At 65.8% G+C, this 18,737-nt stretch carries 17 protein-coding genes; all 17 read left to right on the top strand.

Annotated features, from left to right (window positions below; all coding sequences use genetic code 11):
• Nucleotides 1–1,206, top strand: a complete 1,206-nt coding sequence (eno, locus tag DVK00_RS09440) for a phosphopyruvate hydratase (RefSeq protein ID WP_101349505.1) — start codon at nt 1–3, stop codon at nt 1,204–1,206.
• The gene (gene rpsB / locus DVK00_RS09435; protein WP_101349506.1) at nt 1,203–2,018 is read left to right on the top strand and encodes a 30S ribosomal protein S2; all 816 of its coding nucleotides are present in this window, start codon (nt 1,203–1,205) and stop codon (nt 2,016–2,018) included. Before eno ends, rpsB begins: the two co-directional genes overlap by 4 nt.
• Nucleotides 2,019–2,119: 101 nt before the next feature.
• Entirely contained in the window at nt 2,120–2,503 is a 384-nt protein-coding gene (locus DVK00_RS09430) for a DUF5518 domain-containing protein (RefSeq protein WP_101349507.1), read from the top strand.
• A 55-nt stretch (nt 2,504–2,558) separates the two neighbouring features.
• Nucleotides 2,559–2,942: a DUF5518 domain-containing protein gene (locus DVK00_RS09425; protein ID WP_101349508.1), complete on the top strand. Its 384-nt coding sequence runs from the start codon at nt 2,559–2,561 to the stop codon at nt 2,940–2,942.
• A gap of 60 nt (nt 2,943–3,002) precedes the next feature.
• A complete protein-coding gene (locus DVK00_RS09420; protein WP_101349509.1) occupies nt 3,003–4,340 on the top strand; it encodes a cytochrome P450 in 1,338 nt (445 codons plus the stop codon).
• A gap of 198 nt (nt 4,341–4,538) precedes the next feature.
• Entirely contained in the window at nt 4,539–5,522 is a 984-nt protein-coding gene (gene mvk, locus DVK00_RS09415) for a mevalonate kinase (protein ID WP_101349510.1), read from the top strand.
• Nucleotides 5,519–6,271: an isopentenyl phosphate kinase gene (locus DVK00_RS09410; RefSeq protein WP_121577637.1), complete on the top strand. Its 753-nt coding sequence runs from the start codon at nt 5,519–5,521 to the stop codon at nt 6,269–6,271. The genes mvk and DVK00_RS09410 overlap by 4 nt, the downstream gene beginning before the upstream one ends.
• Before the next feature lie 161 nt (nt 6,272–6,432).
• On the top strand, nt 6,433–7,917 hold the full coding sequence (locus DVK00_RS09405) for a hypothetical protein (protein ID WP_121577636.1): 1,485 nt from the start codon (nt 6,433–6,435) through the stop codon (nt 7,915–7,917).
• A 264-nt stretch (nt 7,918–8,181) separates the two neighbouring features.
• Nucleotides 8,182–9,528 (top strand): ribonuclease J, encoded by a 1,347-nt coding sequence (locus tag DVK00_RS09400; RefSeq protein ID WP_101351407.1) that lies wholly within the window; start codon nt 8,182–8,184, stop codon nt 9,526–9,528.
• Between the two features lie 4 nt (nt 9,529–9,532).
• Nucleotides 9,533–10,573, top strand: a complete 1,041-nt coding sequence (gene idsA3, locus DVK00_RS09395) for a geranylfarnesyl diphosphate synthase (RefSeq protein ID WP_121511041.1) — start codon at nt 9,533–9,535, stop codon at nt 10,571–10,573.
• A gap of 94 nt (nt 10,574–10,667) precedes the next feature.
• The gene (locus tag DVK00_RS09390; protein ID WP_121577635.1) at nt 10,668–11,597 is read left to right on the top strand and encodes an ArsA family ATPase; all 930 of its coding nucleotides are present in this window, start codon (nt 10,668–10,670) and stop codon (nt 11,595–11,597) included.
• Nucleotides 11,598–11,780: 183 nt separating this feature from the next.
• A complete protein-coding gene (locus DVK00_RS09385; protein WP_121577634.1) occupies nt 11,781–13,520 on the top strand; it encodes a glutamate--tRNA ligase in 1,740 nt (579 codons plus the stop codon).
• A 155-nt stretch (nt 13,521–13,675) separates the two neighbouring features.
• Complete coding sequence (locus DVK00_RS09380; protein WP_101349516.1) at nt 13,676–14,047, top strand: Hsp20/alpha crystallin family protein; 372 nt, start codon at nt 13,676–13,678, stop codon at nt 14,045–14,047.
• Between the two features lie 54 nt (nt 14,048–14,101).
• Nucleotides 14,102–16,333, top strand: a complete 2,232-nt coding sequence (locus DVK00_RS09375; RefSeq protein WP_121511037.1) for a CDC48 family AAA ATPase — start codon at nt 14,102–14,104, stop codon at nt 16,331–16,333.
• A gap of 37 nt (nt 16,334–16,370) precedes the next feature.
• A complete protein-coding gene (locus DVK00_RS09370; RefSeq protein WP_121536541.1) occupies nt 16,371–17,312 on the top strand; it encodes an alpha/beta hydrolase in 942 nt (313 codons plus the stop codon).
• Between the two features lie 49 nt (nt 17,313–17,361).
• The gene (locus DVK00_RS09365) at nt 17,362–17,691 is read left to right on the top strand and encodes a ferredoxin family protein (RefSeq protein ID WP_101349519.1); all 330 of its coding nucleotides are present in this window, start codon (nt 17,362–17,364) and stop codon (nt 17,689–17,691) included.
• Between the two features lie 190 nt (nt 17,692–17,881).
• Nucleotides 17,882–18,736 carry an electron transfer flavoprotein subunit beta/FixA family protein gene (locus tag DVK00_RS09360; protein WP_121577633.1) on the top strand — a complete coding sequence of 285 codons (855 nt, stop codon included), beginning with the start codon at nt 17,882–17,884 and terminating at the stop codon, nt 18,734–18,736.
• Nucleotide 18,737 lies beyond the last annotated feature (1 nt).

The raw sequence follows: 18,737 nt of genomic DNA, 5'->3' as shown, positions 1-18,737 counted from the left end.
ATGACGCTCATCACTGACATCCGACTCCGCCGCGTCCTCGACTCCCGCGGGAACGCGACCGTCGAGGCCGACGTTCTCACCGAGAGTGGGGGCTTCGGTCGTGGCAAGGCACCGAGCGGCGCAAGCACGGGCGAGTACGAGGCCATCGAACTCCCCGCCAACGAGGCCATCGCCAACGCCCGCGAGGAAGCACTCCCGCGGCTCATCGGCGAAGTCCACGCCGGGAACCAGCGCGACGTCGACGCGGCGCTCCACGCCGCTGACGGTACCGACGACTTCTCCGGTATCGGAGCCAACAGCGCCGTCGCCATCTCCATGGCGGCCGCGAAGGCCGGTGCCGACGTGCTCGGCGCGCCGCTGTACCAGCACCTCGGCGGCACATTCCGGGGCAACGAGTACCCGACGCCGCTGGGCAACATCATCGGTGGCGGCGAGCACGCCGCGGACGCGACCAACATCCAGGAGTTCCTCGCGGCCCCTGTCGGCGCACCGAGTGTCGAGGAGGCCGTCTTCGCCAACGCTGCGGTCCACCAGGAGGTCCACGACATTCTGGCCGACCGCGACCTGCCAGCGGGCAAGGGCGACGAAGGCGCTTGGGCACCGTCCGTCTCGGACGACGAAGCGTTCGAGATCATGGACGAGGCCGTCGAAGCTGTCGCCGACGACTTTGGCTTCGCAATCTCCTTTGGCCTTGACGTCGCCGGCGCGGAACTCTACGACGACGAGGCGGACGGCTACGTCTACGACGACGGCGTCAAATCCACCGAAGAGCAGATCGAGTACATCGCCGGGAAGGTCGAGGAGTACGACCTCGTCTACGTCGAGGACCCCCTCGACGAGAACGACTACGAGGCCTTTGCGGACCTGACCGCACAGGTCGGGGACCAGACGCTCGTCTGTGGCGACGACCTGTTCGTTACGAACGTCGAGCGCCTGCAGGCCGGTATCAACGCCGACGCCGGGAACTCCATCCTGATCAAGCCGAACCAGATCGGGACGCTCACCGACGCCGTCGACGCCATCGAACTGGCGACGGCAAGCGGCTACGAGTCCGTCGTTTCCCACCGCAGTGGTGAGACGGAAGACACGACAATTGCACACCTCGCTGTCGCCACTGACGCACCGTTCATCAAGACCGGCGCGGTCGGCGGCGAGCGCACAGCCAAGCTGAACGAACTAATCCGTATCGAGGACAACGCAGTATGAGCGGCAACGAAAAAGAAGGTCTCGACGCGTCCGATTCCGACTTCGACCCGTCCGAGGAGGACGACGAAGCGGTCGACGCGGAGACCGAAACGGAAGCCGAACAGCCCGCCGACGACGCCGAAGAGGCGACAGAGGCCGAACCAACTGACGAAAACACAGACGCCGACGAAGCGGCTGACGAGGCCGCCGGTCCACAGCTGGACGAGGACGTCATGCCCGACGAGCAGTCGGAGGCCGACCTCCTCATCCCCGTCGAGGACTACCTCGGCGCTGGTGTCCACATCGGGACCCAGCAGAAGACCCAGGACATGGAGCGGTTCATCCACCGCGTCCGGACCGACGGGCTGTACGTGCTGGACGTCTCGATGACCGACGAGCGTATCCGCACCGCCGCGGACTTCCTGGCCAACTACGAGCCGGAGCAGATTCTGGCCGCGTCGTCGCGCCAGTACGGCCGGTTCCCGGCCGAGAAGTTCGCCGAAGCCATCGGGGCGCGCGTCCGCACCGGCCGGTTCATCCCCGGCACGCTGACCAACCCCGACTACGACGGCTACATCGAGCCGGACATCGTGGTCGTCACTGACCCCATCGGTGACGCCCAGGCCGTCAAGGAGGCCATCACGGTCGGCATCCCGGTCATCGCGATGTGTGACTCCAACAACACCACGTCGAACGTCGACCTGGTCGTCCCGACGAACAACAAGGGGCGCAAGGCGCTGTCGGTCGTCTACTGGCTGCTGGCCAACGAGACGCTCGACCGCCGCGGTGCCGAGCCGACGTACGGACTCGACGACTTCGAGTCCGACCTCTAACGTCGCTGAACTGTTTCGTTTTCCGGCCCGCTGACCCACGAGTGACAACGCCGGTGTCGCCAACACAAGACCTACCACGGGGCCCGGAGTACCACCGGGAAATGGGAGAGGGAGACACGTTCGTCAACGCCGTCATCGGTGCCGTCGCGACCGCACTTCTGAGTGGGTTCGTCCCGCTCGCGCCGCTGCTCGGCGGTTGCATCGCCGGCTATCTTGAAGGGGGTGAGCGAGACGACGGAGTCCGCGTCGGACTGCTCTCGGGCGTCGTCGGGCTGGCGATTTCGCTGGTCTTCTTCGTTGTCGTGTTCGTCTTCCTGGCCGCGTTCCTGGCGGTCGTTCCCGAGGCGCTCGGTGTGTTCGGCGCGGCGGGCTTGTTCGTGCTCGTCCTGGGAACGATCACGGCGGCCGCGTATTTCCTCGGATTGAGCGCGGTCGGCGGCTGGCTGGGCAACTACGTCAAGTATGACACGACGTTCGGCGACTGACAGCCCGAAACTGTCGGTAACTACATCAATCGAGAGCGCACTACGAGCAACGCGTATGCGTGAGTCGGTGACCAACGCTGGTATCGGGGCACTCGTCACGATTGCGCTGTCGTTCGTTCCCTTTTCGTCGGTGGCTGGCGGCGCAGTGGCCGCGGCGAACCACGGCAGCGGCGGCTACCGGACGGGGCTCTGGCTGGGAACGCTTGCTGGCGTCTGTGCGATGGTTCCCTTGCTCGCGCTCTTCCTCCCGGCGCTGTACATCGCCGGCCTCCTCGGGTTCGGGATTCCACCCGGCGCACCGGGGTACGACCTGTTTCTGGCGCTCGTGTTCAGCTTCTTTCTGCTGTACACTGTCGGGCTCAGCGCCCTCGGTGGCCTCGGCGGCGTCTGGGTATCGGTACACACCAGCTGGGACATAGACGCCGACCGCTGGCTCTGAACCGCGCGCTTCCAGCCATTTGGCACACCATTCAAGCGTGTTCGACACTAACAGTAGTCGATGTCAAAGACGCCGCCCGGACCGAAGGGCGAACCGCTGTTCGGCAGTAGTCGCACGTACGCTCGGGACCCGTTCCGGTTCATCTCAGCGCTGGAGCGGGCCTATGGTGATGTTGCCCGCTTCGACATGGGGCCGATGGATACGGTCATGCTGTGTGACCCAACGGCAATCGAGCGGGTACTGGTTTCAGAGGCCGAGCGGTTCCGCAAACCCGACTTTCAGGGAGATGCGCTCGGGGACCTGCTGGGAGACGGACTGCTGTTGAGTGAAGGCGAAACGTGGGAGCAGCAGCGAAAGCTCGCCAATCCAGCGTTCTCGATGGCTCGACTTTCGGGGATGGCTGACCGCATCACCGGCCACGCGGAGGACCGCATCGCCGACTGGTCTCACGGCGATGTTATCGACGCCGAGCAGTCGATGACCCGAGTGACGCTGGACGTGATCTTGGACCTGATGATGGGCGTCGAACTCTCCGAACAGCGAGTCCGCACAATCGAGGAACAACTGTTGCCACTGGGCCAGCGGTTCGAGCCCGACCCCATTCGGTTCGCCATGCCACAGTGGATGCCGATGCCTGACGACGCCGAGTTCAACCGCGCCGTGCGGACGCTGGACGAGGTGCTGGACGACATCATCGAGGTCCGCGAGGACTCGGTCGGGACAGCTGAAGACGGTCCGATGGACTTCCTGTCGGTACTCCTGCGTGCCCGCGACGAGGGGAATCAGTCGCCCGAGCAACTGCGTGATGAGATGATGACAATGCTGCTTGCGGGCCACGACACGACGGCGCTGACGCTGACCTACACCTGGTTCCTGCTGTCGGAACACCCTGAAGTCGAACAGCGAGTCCACGAGGAACTGGACGATGTTGTCGGCGACGACCGGCCGGGGATGGAACACGTCCGCGAACTGGACTACCTCGAATGGGTAATTCAGGAAGCGATGCGACTCTACCCGCCCGTGTACACCATTTTCCGGGAGCCGACAGAGGACGTGACGCTGTCCGGCTACGATGTCGAGGCCGGGACGACGCTGATGGTTCCACAGTGGGGCGTCCACCGATCCGAACGGTTCTACGACGACCCCGAGTCGTTCGACCCGGAGCGCTGGAAGCCCGAGCGAGCGAGCGAGCGGCCGCGGTTCGCCTACTTCCCGTTCGGTGGCGGCCCGCGTCACTGCATCGGGAAGCACCTTGCAATGCTCGAAGCACAGCTCATCACCGCAACGACGGCCAGTCAGTACCGACTGGAGTTCCAAGGCGAGACGCCGCTGGAGTTGCTACCGTCGCTGACTGCCCATCCCCGGCAGGAAATGTCGATGCGAGTGCAGGAGCGGTAGCGCGGACTCCGACGGGACTACTCCGACGTCACTGTTGCCTCCCGCAGTGGGCGCTCTACGTGACCGTCGGCGAACTGTCCGGCGGCGGCATCCGCCTCGCCTTCGCCGATGTCGACACCGTTTCTGCATCGTATTCCGACAGCCGTCCTGACCATCGACTCCGAAAACGCCTAACGCCCTGGGTGCACACGGGCGGGTATGGTCACGTCGAGCGCTCCCGGAAAAGTGTATCTGTTCGGGGAGCACGCAGTCGTCTACGGCGAGCCGGCGGTGCCCTGCGCCATCGAGCGGCGGGTGCACGTGACGGCAACTGAAATCGACGAGGGGTTACGCATCCACGCAAATGACTTGCAACTGGACGGTTTTACCGTCGAATACTCCGGTGACGGAGAGAGCCATCCAGACGTGGACGTCGCTGAATCGCTTGTCGAGGCTGGCATGGGATACGTCAACGAGGCGGTGGCACAGGCCCGCGACGCGGCCGACGCGCCGGATGCGGGCTTCGAGATCTCTGTTGAGGGCGACATCCCGCTCGGCGCGGGGCTGGGGTCGTCGGCCGCGCTCGTCGTCGCGGCGATAGACGCGGCAACCAGAGAACTCGGCGTCGAACTGCCGGCGAGCGGAATCGCCGACCGCGCCTACCAGGTCGAACATGAGGTACAGGACGGGCAAGCCTCGCGGGCGGATACGTTCTGCTCAGCCATGGGCGGGGCGGTCCGCGTGGAGGGCGACGACTGCCGGCGGCTGGACGGCATCGACACGCTCCCCTTCGTCATCGGTTACGACGGCGGGGCCGGCGACACCGGGGCGCTGGTTGCCGGCGTCCGAGACCTCCGCGAGGAGTACGACTTCGCCGCCGACACCGTCGCGACAATCGGCGATATCGTCCGCGAGGGCGAGGCGGTGCTGGGAACGGGCGACTACGAACGGCTCGGGGAGCTGATGGATTTCAACCACGGCTTGCTTTCGGCGCTGGGCGTCTCCTCGCGGTCGCTGGACTCGATGGTGTGGGCGGCCCGCGACGCTGACGCACACGGCGCGAAACTCACCGGGGCCGGCGGCGGCGGCTGTATCGTCGCACTGGACGAGACGGACGACGCACTCACGGCGCTGAAGTACACGCCGGGGTGTGAGGATGTCTTCCGGGCCGAACTGGACACCGACGGGGTCCGGCAGGAATGACGGTCGTCCTCAAACTCGGGGGGAGTGTCATCACACAAAAAGACGAGCCCGAGACGGTCGACCGGGCCGCCCTGTCGGACGCGGTGTCTGCCATCGCCGAGTCGGCGGTCGGCGACGACATCGTCGTCGTTCACGGCGGCGGGAGCTTCGGTCACCATCACGCCGCCGAATACGGCGTCAGCACGACCGAAGGGACCCACGACGGTGACGGTGTCCGGGCTATCCACGGGGCGATGTGTCGGCTCAACGCCGCTGTCGTTGAAGCACTCACTGACGCGGGTGTGCCGGCGGTTCCGGTCCACCCGTTCTCGGCGGCCGCACGCGACGCCGACGGCGGCCTCTCCCTGCCGACGGCACAGGTCACGACGCTTCTCGGTGAGGGGTTCGTCCCGGTTCTCCACGGTGACCTCGTCGCACACGCCGGTGCGGGCGCGACGGTCCTGAGCGGCGACGAACTGGTCGTCGAACTCGCGCCGGCCGTCAACGCCGACCGCGTCGGCGTCTGCTCGACTGTTTCCGGCGTTCTCGATGACGACGGGACAGTCATCGACCGTATCGAGACGTTCGAGGCCGTCGCATCGGCACTGGGCGAGAGCGAGGCGACGGACGTGTCGGGTGGGATGGCCGGCAAAGTACATGCGCTGCTTGCGCTCTCCGCCCCTGCCCTCGTGTTCGGTCCCGATGCGTTGCCTGCCTTTCTCGCCGGCGAGAGTCCGGGGACGACCATCGCTGGTGGAGACGCCGACTGACTTGTGGTCAACAGCCCCGTCCCAGAGCACGCTGTAGTCGATGTCGACCCAAGACTTGCTGCTGAAGTGGTATCACTGCTTGACTCCGGAAGACTGGTAGCTTAAATATCACTTCAGCAACTGTCGTAACATATTTGTCCTCTGTTAGCAATTATGCGACTATGTCTGCAGTAGGTCTGACCGACGTCTATCGATACGGAACGAGGTTTCTTGGGACATTGCTTGTCGTCGCCGGCGTCGGTGGCGGCCTCATCGCTGCAGGGTACGTGTTGATACAGAACGGCTCGCTCCGCTCACTTTCGGGGACCGCGGGCTACCGTGCGGTACTCGGTATCGTCGTCGGTGCGCTCGGTGGGCTCCTGTTGCTCTCCGGCTTGCTCGGCCTGACCCACAAGCTCATCGCCGACGCGACGATGGCGGGCACGCTCGCGGTACAGACAGCACAGCGTGATGCGGGCGATGTGCCAGCTGCCAGTTCCTCAGCGAGCGGACAGACAGCGACTGGCACTGTCGAAGGTAACGCTGCGCCCGCTACCGAATCGACTTCGAAGTCCGACGAGCCCACGCCGGAGCCGGCTGAGTCTGATCCGGCGGTTTCACAGAGCACCGGTCCGGCTGCTGACCCGACGGCTGTCGAGCCGGCGACTGACCAGTCCGAAGTGTCGGAACCGGTCGCTGACTCCGAGCCAAACGCCGACCCAGCCGGTGAATCGGGAATCCACGCGCCCGAACAGCACCACTCCCACCAGTCTGACACAGCAGCGCCGTCTGCTACGTCCGAGACTGCGGCGACCGGGACTGATGACACTGCGGTGTCGGCGGCCGACGAGAATCCGCCGGCGGATGCTGACTCGGCGACGGCCGCTGAGCCGGTGGCAGACGATGTGCCGGCGACAGATACGGACCGTCGTGATGCCGATGACACTCCGGAACCACCGTCGGCCGACGAGACGATGGCCCCGGCGACAGATGGAGAGACAGCCCCGGCAGCGCAGGATGACCAGATATCGGAGCCACAGCCAGCTGAAAACGTTGCCGGACCAGAATCTCAGACAGTGGACGACACCACTGCGGAGCCATCTCCGGCGGAGTTCCCCGACGATTCGGATCCGGTCGCACCTCAGTCCGAACCCAGCGAGCAGTCGGACCGTGATTTGCTCGCTGAGGACGCCACCGAAGAACCCGAGCCGAGTACGGAACCACAGGAATGGACGCCGCCGGACCCTGCGGAGTTCGACACGCAGAGCGAGGACCCCGCGGCGGCTGACGACTGGGAAGGGGACGAGCCAGCACCGGCCGACGACTGGGAAACTGAACCCGAAGCCGATACCGAACCCACTGGCGTCGACTCAGCCGGTGCTGACGAAGCGGATCAGCACGACGCCGTGACTCGAGACACCCGACTACTCGATGAAGCTGGTGAGACGGACACGTCCGGTGGCCCACGGACGACGGACGACCTGTTCGGTGGCGCTGATACCGAACACTCTGGAACCGACGCTGACGAGAGCGTGCAGGGCGAGTCGAAGTCACAGGACACAGAGACGACCGCTGATGATGACTCGACGCTCGCGGACGACGGTGTCACTGGCTTCGATGTCTCCGGTGATGACGACCCGCTCTCGGACCCCTTAGACGACGAGTAGCGACGAACCCACACCGTTTTAAGAAGCGCCGTTGTAGACCGACGTAACCGAGCGCACGGCCGCCCGTGGACTGCGGTTCGGCGGCCGGCAGACGGCGGATGTAAGTTGCGGGACGGAAGTCCCTCCCACTGCGGTTGCACAGGCTACGGGCGTACCCGACTGGCCTGGAGCGCCGACGCGGACGAAGTCGCCTACATTGCAGATACCGTCGTTGCCGTGCCCCACCGGATGCCCGCGGCCGGCTTTCCACTCGGAGCTACAACCATGGAAGTCGAAATTGCGACAATTGGCGGTTACGAGGCTGTAGGCCGACAGATGACGGCCGTCCGTGCAGGGGACGACGTCGTCATCTTCGACATGGGCCTGAACCTCTCGAAGGTACTGATTCACGACAACGTCGAGACGGAACGGATGCACTCGCTGGACCTCATCGACATGGGTGCCATCCCGGACGACCGGGTCATGTCCGACCTGGAGGGCGACGTGAAGGCTATCGTGCCGACACACGGTCACCTCGACCACATCGGCGCGATATCCAAGCTCGCCCACCGCTACGACGCACCTATCGTCGCGACGCCGTTTACTATCGAACTCGTCAAACAGCAGATCAAGAGCGAGGAGAAGTTTGGCGTCCAGAACGACCTCGTCAAGATGGACGCCGGCGAGACGATGTCCATCGGCGAGCGCAACGAGCTTGAGTTTGTCAACGTCACTCACTCCATCATCGACGCCATCAACCCAGTCCTCCACACGCCGGAGGGTGCGGTCGTCTACGGACTTGACAAGCGGATGGACCACACGCCGGTCATCGGCGACCCGATCGACATGAAGCGGTTCCGAGAGATCGGCCGCGAAGGCGAGGGCGTCCTCTGTTACATCGAGGACTGCACGAACGCGGGCAAAAAGGGCCGCACGCCCTCCGAGTCCGTCGCGCGTCGCCACCTCAAGGACGTGATGGACAGCGTCGCCGACTACGACGGCGGCATCGTCGCGACGACGTTCTCCTCGCACATCGCCCGCGTGAAGAGCCTCGTCGAGTTCGCCGACGACATCGGACGCCAGCCGGTGCTGCTGGGCCGCTCGATGGAGAAGTACTCCGGGACAGCGGAGCGACTGGACTTCGTCGACTTCCCGGAGGACCTCGGGATGTACGGCCACCGCAAGTCCGTCGACCGGACGTTCAAGCGCATCATGAACGAGGGCAAGGAGAACTTCCTCCCCATCGTCACCGGCCATCAGGGCGAACCGCGCGCGATGCTCACACGCATGGGCCGGGGCGAGACGCCCTACGAGCTAGACGACGGCGACAAGGTCCTGTTCTCGGCCCGGGTCATCCCGGAGCCGACCAACGAGGGCCAGCGCTACCAGTCCGAGAAGCTCCTGGGCATGCAGGGCGCACGCATATACGACGATATCCACGTCTCGGGCCACCTCCGCGAGGAAGGCCACTACGAGATGATCGACGCGCTCCAGCCGAAGAACATCATCCCGGCCCACCAGAGCCTCGAAGGGTTCGCACCGTACGTCGACCTCGCGGAAGACATGGGCTACAAAGCCGGACGGGACCTCCACATCACCCGCAACGGCAACATGATCAAGCTCACCGAGTAAATCGATGTCCGAACGCCATCAGCAGGTCGAAGACGCGATTGTCGCCCGACGAGACCGGGTCAACGACGCTCTCCCGGAGGACCTCCCGGTGCAGAAACCGGACCACCTCTACGAGGCGTCGCGGTACCTGCTGGACGCGGGCGGGAAACGGCTCCGCCCGACGGTCCTGCTGCTGGTCGCGGAGTCGCTGCTCGACGTCGACCCGCTGACGGCAGCCTACCGTGACTTCCCGACGCTCGAAGGCGGGCGGGCCGACGTGATGTCGGCCGCCCTCGCTATCGAGGTCATCCAGACGTTCACGCTCATCCACGACGACATCATGGACGACGACGCGCTCCGGCGCGGGGTGCCCGCCGTCCACAAGGAGTACGACCTCTCGACGGCGATTCTCGCCGGCGACACGCTGTACTCGAAGGCGTTCGAGTTCCTGCTCGATACGGGCGCGGCCCCCGAGCGGACCGTCGACGCGAACAAGCGGCTCGCGACGACGTGTACCCGGATCTGTGAGGGCCAGTCGCTCGACATCGAGTTCGAGCAACGCGACGTGGTCACGCCCGAGGAGTACCTGGAGATGGTCGAACTCAAGACGGCCGTGCTGTACGGCGCGGCCGCCTCGATTCCGGCCACGCTGCTGGGGGCCGACGAGGAGACTGTCGACGCCCTGTACAACTACGGGCTCGACGTGGGGCGGGCGTTCCAGATTCAGGACGACCTGCTGGACCTGACGACCCCCTCGGAGAAGCTCGGCAAGCAGCGGGGCTCTGACCTCGTCGAGAACAAGCAGACGCTCGTGACGCTGCACGCCCGCCAGCAGGGCGTCGACGTCGGCGAACTCATCGACACGGACTCCGTCGAGGCGGTCTCGGAGGCCGAAATCGACGCCGCCGTCGAGCGCCTGCGGGAGGTGGGCTCCATCGAGTACGCCCGCCAGACCGGGCAGGACCTCATCGCGAGCGGGAAGCAGAACCTCGAAGTCCTGCCGGACAACGAGGCCCGCTCCCTGCTCGAAGGCATCGCCAACTACCTCGTCGAGCGCGACTACTGAGGGCCTTCACTGGCCCGTTCTCCGGTCCGGTCGTCTACCCGACCTTGATAGCTGCTGGTCAGCAACTAAGACGCGTCGCTCCCTAGCGACGCCCGTGACTCGATTCGTCCTCTACGGCGGCAAGGGCGGCGTCGGCAAGACGACGGTGGCGGCGGCGACCGGCCACCGGTTGGCAGCGGCGGGCCACGAGACGCTCGTCGTTTCGACAGACCCCGCACACTCGCTTGGCGACGCCGTCGAGGCCGAGGTCAGCGGCGACCCGACGGAAATCCGGCCGGGGCTGTGGGGCGTCGAGGTGGACCCACAGACCGGCATCGACCGCTACCGCTCGCTGTTCGAGGCGCTGGCGGCGGAGTTCTCCGACGCCGGCATCCGGATGGACGAGGACGAGGTCGCGGAGCTGTTCACCTCCGGCGTGATGCCCGGCAGCGACGAACTGGCGGCCATCGAGGGCATGGCGACGTACGTCGAGAGCGACCGCTGGGACCGCGTGGTGTTCGACACCGCGCCGACCGGCCACACGCTCCGCCTGCTGGACCTCCCGTCGGTGCTCGACCGCGGCGTGGCGACGGCGATGGACCTCCGCGACCAGGTCCGTCGAAAGGTCAACACCGCCCGGACGATGATGTTCGGCCCGATGGCGCGTCGCCGCGACGACGGCCCGGACGACTTCACGGCGATGCGTGAGCGGATGGAGCGGGTCGGCACAGTGTTGCGGGACCCCGACCGGACCGCGTTCCGCGTCGTCACCATCCCCGAGACGATGGCCGTCCGCGAATCCGAGCGGCTGGTCGAGCGACTCCGCGAGTTCGAGGTCCCGGTGACGACGCTCGTGGTGAACAAGGTCATCGAGGACGCCGGCGACTGCGAGCGCTGTCGGGGCAAGCAAGCAGTACAGGACGAGGCCATCGAACAACTGCGGACGTCGCTGCCGGACCTGGACCTGTGGACGGTTCCCGACCAGTCCGGCGAGGTGACCGGGGTTGAGGCGCTGGAGAAGATAGGGGCGCATATAGCTGGGTAAAAGAAACGATGGGTGGAGACGAGCATCCGCCGGCGAAGCCGGCGGTTCACGGGCCCGAACAGCGTGGGGGCTCCGCTTTTTCGCCCACGTTTTTCGAGGAGCGGTTCGCGCGGTCAGCGCGAACCCGACGCTGAAAAAGGTGGTCCGACGGCGTTTTGACCCTCCCAGTCGCAGGTCCCGGTAATGGACGACGAGCTGCGAGACCGAATCACGGAGGCGGCGGAGACGAACGCCCTCCTCAACGCGGTCAAACACGATAGCGAGGCACAGGTCGGCGCAATAATGGGCCCGCTCATGGGCGAGAACCCCGAGTTCCGCGAGTACGGCGACGGGATTCCGGGCGTCATCGCTCCGGTCGTCGAGCGGGTCAACGGCATGGACGCCGACGAGCGCCGCGAGCGACTGGCCGAACTCGCCCCCGCGAAGCTCGAAGAACTGGAAGCCGAAGACGAGGGTGAGGACCACCCGCTACCGGACCTGCCCAACACAGAGGAGTACGACACCGTGCGGATGCGGGTCGCGCCCAACCCTAACGGCCCGTGGCACATCGGCCACGCGCGGATGGCCGCCGTCGTCGGGACGTACAAGAAGCGCTACGACGGGGAGTTCATCTGCCGCTTCGACGACACCGACCCCGAGACCAAGCGGCCGGATCTGGACGCCTACGACGCGATACTGGACGCAATCGACTATCTGGGCTTCGAGCCCGACGATGTGGTGAACGCCAGCGACCGCGTCGAGACGTACTACGAGCACGCTCGCGACCTCATCGAGTTGGGCGGGGCCTACACCTGCTCGTGTCCCCAGGGTGAGTTCTCCGACCTGAAAAACAGCGGCGAGGCCTGTCCTCACCGCGAGAAGGACGCCGAGACCACCCGCGAGGAGTTCGAGGCGATGGTCGACGGCGAGTACGAGAGCGGCGAGATGGTCCTGCGGGTCCGCACCGACATCACCCACAAGAACCCGGCGCTCCGGGATTTCGTGGCCTTCCGGATGATCGACACACCACATCCACGCGAGGCGGCCGAAGAGTACCGCTGCTGGCCGATGCTGGACTTCCAGAGCGGGCTGGACGACCACCTGCTCGGCGTGACCCACATCATCCGCGGCATCGACCTCCAGGACTCCGCGAAGCGCCAGCAGTTCGTCTACGACTACTTCGGCTGGGAGTACCCCGAGGTCATCCACTGGGGCCACGTCCAGGTCGATGCTTACGACGTGCCGCTGTCCACGTCGAGCATCGCTGAACTCATCGCGGACGGCGACCTCGCGGGCTGGGACGACCCCCGCGCGCCGACCGTCGCCAGCCTCGAACGCCGGGGCATCCGCGGCGAGGCCGTCGTCGACGCGATGATTCAACTGGGCACGTCCACCTCGAACGTCGACCTCGCGATGTCCTCCATCTACTCGAACAACCGCGACCTTGTCGACGACGCCTCGGACCGGGCGTTCTTCGTCCGGGACGACGAGGCTCACGGCGGCCTCGTTGAGCGCCAGGTCGTCAGCGGTCCCGAGGCCGGTGAACCGCCGCTCCACCCCGACTTCGAGGAGCGTGGCCGCCGCGAGATTCCGGTGACCAGTGGTGTTGCCGTCGAAGGCGACGACTTGCCGGGACACGGCGAACGGGTCTGGCTCAAGGGATACGGCTGCGTGCGCCACACTCGTGACGCCTTCGAGTACACCGGCGACGACATTGACGCGGTCCGCGAGGAGGGCGTCGACGTGATTCACTGGGCACCGGCCGACGGCCCACGCCTCCGCCTCCGGACAATGGACGGCGACGTGTCAGGTGTGGCGGAACCCGGCCTGCTCGATTACGACGCCGACGAGGTCGTCCAGTTCGAACGTATCGGGTTCGCCCGCCTCGACGAGGTCGCGGACGACCCGGACGCGGAGTCCGTCGCGTACTTCGCACATCCCTGACACGCGCGAGTCGCCGGTCCCGCTGGCCTGACTCCGGCCTCTGTACCGTAACGGTTCGCTTACGTTCTAGCTGTTGTGTGTTATCATTTATCAAAATTAGTAAGATTTTTTACGAACCACAACACTAGTGTCAAATGGATACGAGGTGATGGCCAATGGCCCTGCCAACGACCACACCGAGTTCCTGGATGCGCAGCTTTGACCTTCCGTCCCGCTTGTTCGAAACAGGTAGCGACGACTACGAACTGTACGAAGAGGACGACGAGTTCGTCCTCAACGTCGAACTCCCGGGTTTCGACGTCGGGGACATCGACGTCTCCTGGGACGACGGCATGCTGAACATCGCTGCCGAGCGCGAGGACGAACAGCGCGGCGAGCGTCGGACGTACCACCGACGCTTCCGGTTCCCGAAGCGCATTGACGACGAGGGTATCGCTGCGAACTACACGAACGGTATCCTCGAAGTGCGTCTGCCTGTCGAGGCAGGCGCGACGGCCCGCGGCAAGCAGATAGAGGTCGAAGGCTAACCGTCGGGCCACAGGCGTACCGCTCGATAACCGAGTTTTTTTGTTCCACTACCGATGCAACTGACTGTCAAGCCACTCAAGAACAGAGAGCCGGGGAGTGGGATGGCAGTCATCGACCGGCAGGTCCTGGAGGACAGTTCGCTAAGCAGCGGTGACTTCGTCCGCATAGAGGGACGCACAAGCGACCGGTCGGCCATCGCCAGAGCATGGCCGAGTGACCGCAGCGACGCCGGCCGCGGGTACGTCCGTATTGACGGCCAGTTGCGGAACACGGCTGGCGTCAGCGTCGACGACCGCGTGACCGTCGAACCGACCACTGTCAGTGAGGCCGAGCGGGTCACCCTCACCCTGCCCGAGGGGCTCCGGATACAGGGCGACCTCGGTCCCCACGTCCGGGAGCAGCTGGCCGACCAGGCCGTGACTGTCGGCCAGACCATCGCGCTCCCGCTCGGATTCGGGTTGCTTTCCAGACAGTCTAACCGACGGGTGCCCGCCCAGGTCGTCGACACCACGCCGTCCGGGCCGGTCGTCGTGACCGGGTCGACCGCGGTCGACCTCGCGGACCAGCCCGCCGACACCGTCGACGTCGAACGCGCGGACTCGCCCGAACCGGAGATGCCCGGCGTCACCTACGAGGACGTCGGCGGTCTCGACGACGAGCTCGAACAGGTCCGGGAGATGATCGAATTGCCGATGCGCCACCCCGAACTGTTCCAGACGCTCGGTATCGAGCCGCCGAAGGGCGTCCTGCTGCACGGCCCGCCCGGCACCGGCAAGACGCTCATCGCCCGCGCTGTCGCCAACGAAATCGACGCACACTTCCAGACGATATCTGGGCCGGAGATCATGTCGAAGTACTACGGCGAGAGCGAGGAGCAGCTCCGCGAGGTCTTCGACGAGGCCGAGGAGAACGAACCGGCCATCGTCTTCATCGACGAACTCGACTCCATCGCGCCCAAACGCGAGGAGGTCAGCGGCGACGTCGAGCGCCGGGTCGTCGCCCAGTTGCTCAGCCTGATGGACGGCCTCAAAGAGCGGGGCCAGATTACCGTCATCGGGACGACCAACCGCGTCGACAGCGTGGACCCGGCGCTGCGCCGCCCCGGCCGCTTCGACCGCGAAATCGAAATCGGCGTCCCTGACCGCGATGGCCGCAAGGAAATCCTACAGATTCACACCCGTGGGATGCCGCTGGCAGAGAGAATCGACCTCGACACCTACGCCGAGAACACCCACGGCTTCGTCGGGGCCGACATCGAGAACCTCGCCAGGGAGGGCGCGATGCACGCGCTGCGCCGGGTCCGTCCCGAACTGGATTTAGAAGAAGACCGCATCGACGCCTCGGTGCTCGACGCTATCGAAATCACCGACGATGACTTCCGTGCAGCGCTTCGCAGCATCGAGCCCTCGGCGATGCGCGAGGTGTTCGTCGAAGTGCCCGACGTGACGTGGGACGACGTCGGCGGCCTGGCCGAGGCCAAGGAGCGCCTGCGCGAGACCGTCCAGTGGCCCCTGGAACACGGCGACGCCTACGACCACGTCGGCCTCGAACCGGCGAAGGGAGTCCTTCTCTATGGCCCGCCCGGCACTGGGAAGACGCTGCTTGCCAAGGCCGTCGCCAACGAGGCCCAGTCCAACTTCATCTCCATCAAGGGGCCCGAACTGCTGAACAAGTACGTCGGCGAGAGCGAAAAGGGGATCCGTGACGTGTTCAGCAAGGCCCGCGAGAACGCCCCGACTGTGGTGTTCTTCGACGAGATTGACGCCATCGCGGCCGAGCGGACCGGCGGCGTCGGCGACTCCAACGTCGGCGAGCGCGTCGTCTCGCAACTCTTGACGGAACTCGACGGCCTCGAAGAACTGGAGGACGTGGTGGTCATCGCCACCACGAACCGCCCGGACCTCATCGACGACGCGCTCTTGCGCCCCGGGCGACTCGACCGCCACATCGCCGTGGAAGAACCCGACGAAGACGCGAGACGCGACATCTTCGCGGTCCACACCCGCGACAAGCCCCTGGCCGACGACGTAGACCTCGACGACCTGGCCGAGCGGACCGAGGGTTACGTCGGGGCCGACATCGAGGCCGTCTGTCGAGAGGCGGCGGCCGCGGCCGTCCGCGAGTACGTCGGGTCCGACGGCGAACTCGACGACGTCGCTCTGACGATGGCCCACTTCGAGGACGCCCTCGCGGAAGTCGGGGCCGGCGGGGCCGAGGCGTCGCTGGCCGCTGGCGGTGTCGACACAGCATTCAACCCCGACTCAGAGGGGGTCGAGAGCGAATAGCGTCGGGCTTAAGCCCGTGACGGCCCGACCGTTGCCCGTGACAGACCCCGCTCCCGAGTCGGTGACCGTCCAGCGCGACATCCCGTTCCAGGAGGTCGACGGCGAGACGCTGACGCTCGACCTGTACGACTCGCCGGCGGCCAGCGGCCCGAAGCCGGTCGCCGTGCTCGTCCGCGGCGGCGCGTTCGCGTTCGGCGACAAGGGCGAGTTCGCCCGGCACGCGCTCGACCTCGCGGCGGACGGCTTCCTCGTCGTCGAACCCCAGTACCGCCTCGCACCCGAGTGGACCTTCCCCGCGGCGCTGGTGGACGTGAAGGCCGCTATCGAGTGGGTTCGGGCGGAGGGCGAGAGCTACGCCGCTGACACCGACCGAATCGTCGGCGTCGGCCACTCTGCCGGCGCGAACCTCGTCGTCCTGGCCGCGCTGACGGCCGACGAGCCCGGGTTCGAACCCGAGCTGTACCCCGGCGCGTCCTCCCGCCTGTCGGCCGCCGTCGGCTACGCCGGCGTCTACGATTTCCGCGCGCTCGACGCCGAGATGGGGGAGGGACAGCGGTTCCACCGCCAGTACCTCGGCGGCGGGCCCGACGACGAGCCCGCGGCCTACGACCTGGCCTCGCCGGTCGCACAGGCCGACACCGACGCGCCCCCGACGCTGTTGCTCCACGGCACCGAGGACGAGACCGTCCCGCCGTCCCAGTCCGAACTGCTGGCCGACGCCCTCGGACCGATGACCGACGTGGCTCACGAGTCGGTGTCGGCGGACCACGGGTTCCCGTTCCACGGCGCTCACTACGACGACGTATACGAGCGGACCGTCGAGTTCCTCCGGGGAGCCGTCGCCGGGCCGGACGCCGCCGACGCGGTCGACGACACCGGAGTGCCTGGCGGCGACCTGCCGGACCCGACCGACCGCATCGGCGACCCCGGGCCGGCGGGCGGCAGGGGTCTGGATCGCTCCGACGGCCCCGGATTCTGACGGTCAGGTCGAAAAGTTAAGTAGCTTTCAAAAGTGAGATAAGATACCAATGGCCATAGACCCGGAGTTCGAGGAGAACCGCGACGTTGTCGAACAGCACGACGGACACGACGTCTGGGGACCGGTCGACGAACCCGAGGAACTGGGTATCCACGGGACACACGTCGCCGTCGATTTCGACATCTGCATCGCCGACGGCGCGTGTCTGGAAGACTGCCCCGTCGACGTGTTCGAGTGGGTCGACTCGCCGGATCACCCGGAGAGCGAAATCAAAGCCGACCCCGCTCACGAGGACCAGTGCATCGACTGTATGCTCTGTGTCGACGTGTGTCCGGTCGACGCTATCGACGTGGACCCGGGCCGCGCTGGTCGTATCTGAGTTCCCGAATCCGCCTGTTTTCACGGGTTTGTAGTAGCCATGTCATGAACATAAACGGCCCGTAGCTGTCAGTCCGCGGGTTCCTTTGGGTTGCTGGACTCTCTGCCCGCTGAGACCTGTCATCGAGAATTGTAAACATACATTTATTATATATTCTTGTGTGACATTCACTTACGAGGATCATACTGCCATGCACTCAGTCGTTATGACCAAAGGCGTCCCTGATTTCCGCGAGGGACAGGTATCGTTCGACGAAGACGGCCATCTCGAACGGGGCGAGACACCGACGGTGATGAACCCTAACGACAAGCACGCGTTACGGGCCGCGTTCCAGACGAAAGTCCGTAACGGCGGTCACGTCTCACTGATGAGCATGGGGCCGCCGGGGTACAAAGAGGTGTTGCAGGAAGGGATGGCAGACGTGTACGCTGACGACCTGTATCTCCTCTCGGACCGGGAGATGGGGGCGGCGGACACCTGGGCCACCGCGATGACAGTCGCTACCGGCCTGCAGAACCTCGACGAGCAGCCCGATCTGGTGTTTGCTGGATTCAAGACGGCCGACGGCGAAACGGGCCACACCGGCCCACAGACCTGCTGGTGTCTGGACTGGCCGATAATTACCCACGTTCTCTCGCTCGATATCGACGAGGATGGTGGCACCGTCCGGGCGAAGCGGCTGGTCGACGGCGACATCTCCGAAATCGAGACCGTCGAAGCGCCGATGCCGTGTTTCATCGTCGCCGACCCCGAGTTCGAACCGACCTACCGGCGGGCCAGCCACCGGCTGAAACACAAGGACCTCCGCGCCGAGACCAAAGAGCGCGCCGAGGAGTACGAGGACCACCTCACGGTCTGGGACCACACCGACCTCAACCTCGACCCGGACTACATCGGGCTGGACGGGTCGCCGACCATCGTCGCGGGCGTGGACCCGATTCCCAAGGCCCCCTCCGAGCGGGAGGCGACGGTCATTGAGGCAGACGAACGCGAGGCACTGGGACCGGTGCTGGACGAACTCGCGCCGTACGCGGCGGGTGACTGAC

This window comes from Haloarcula sp. Atlit-47R (assembly GCF_003665985.1).
In the GTDB taxonomy this organism is placed as follows: Archaea; Halobacteriota; Halobacteria; order Halobacteriales; family Haloarculaceae; genus Haloarcula; species Haloarcula taiwanensis.
The sequence above is the reverse complement of the archived record's forward strand: the minus strand, read 5'-3'. Positions and strand labels throughout refer to the sequence as shown.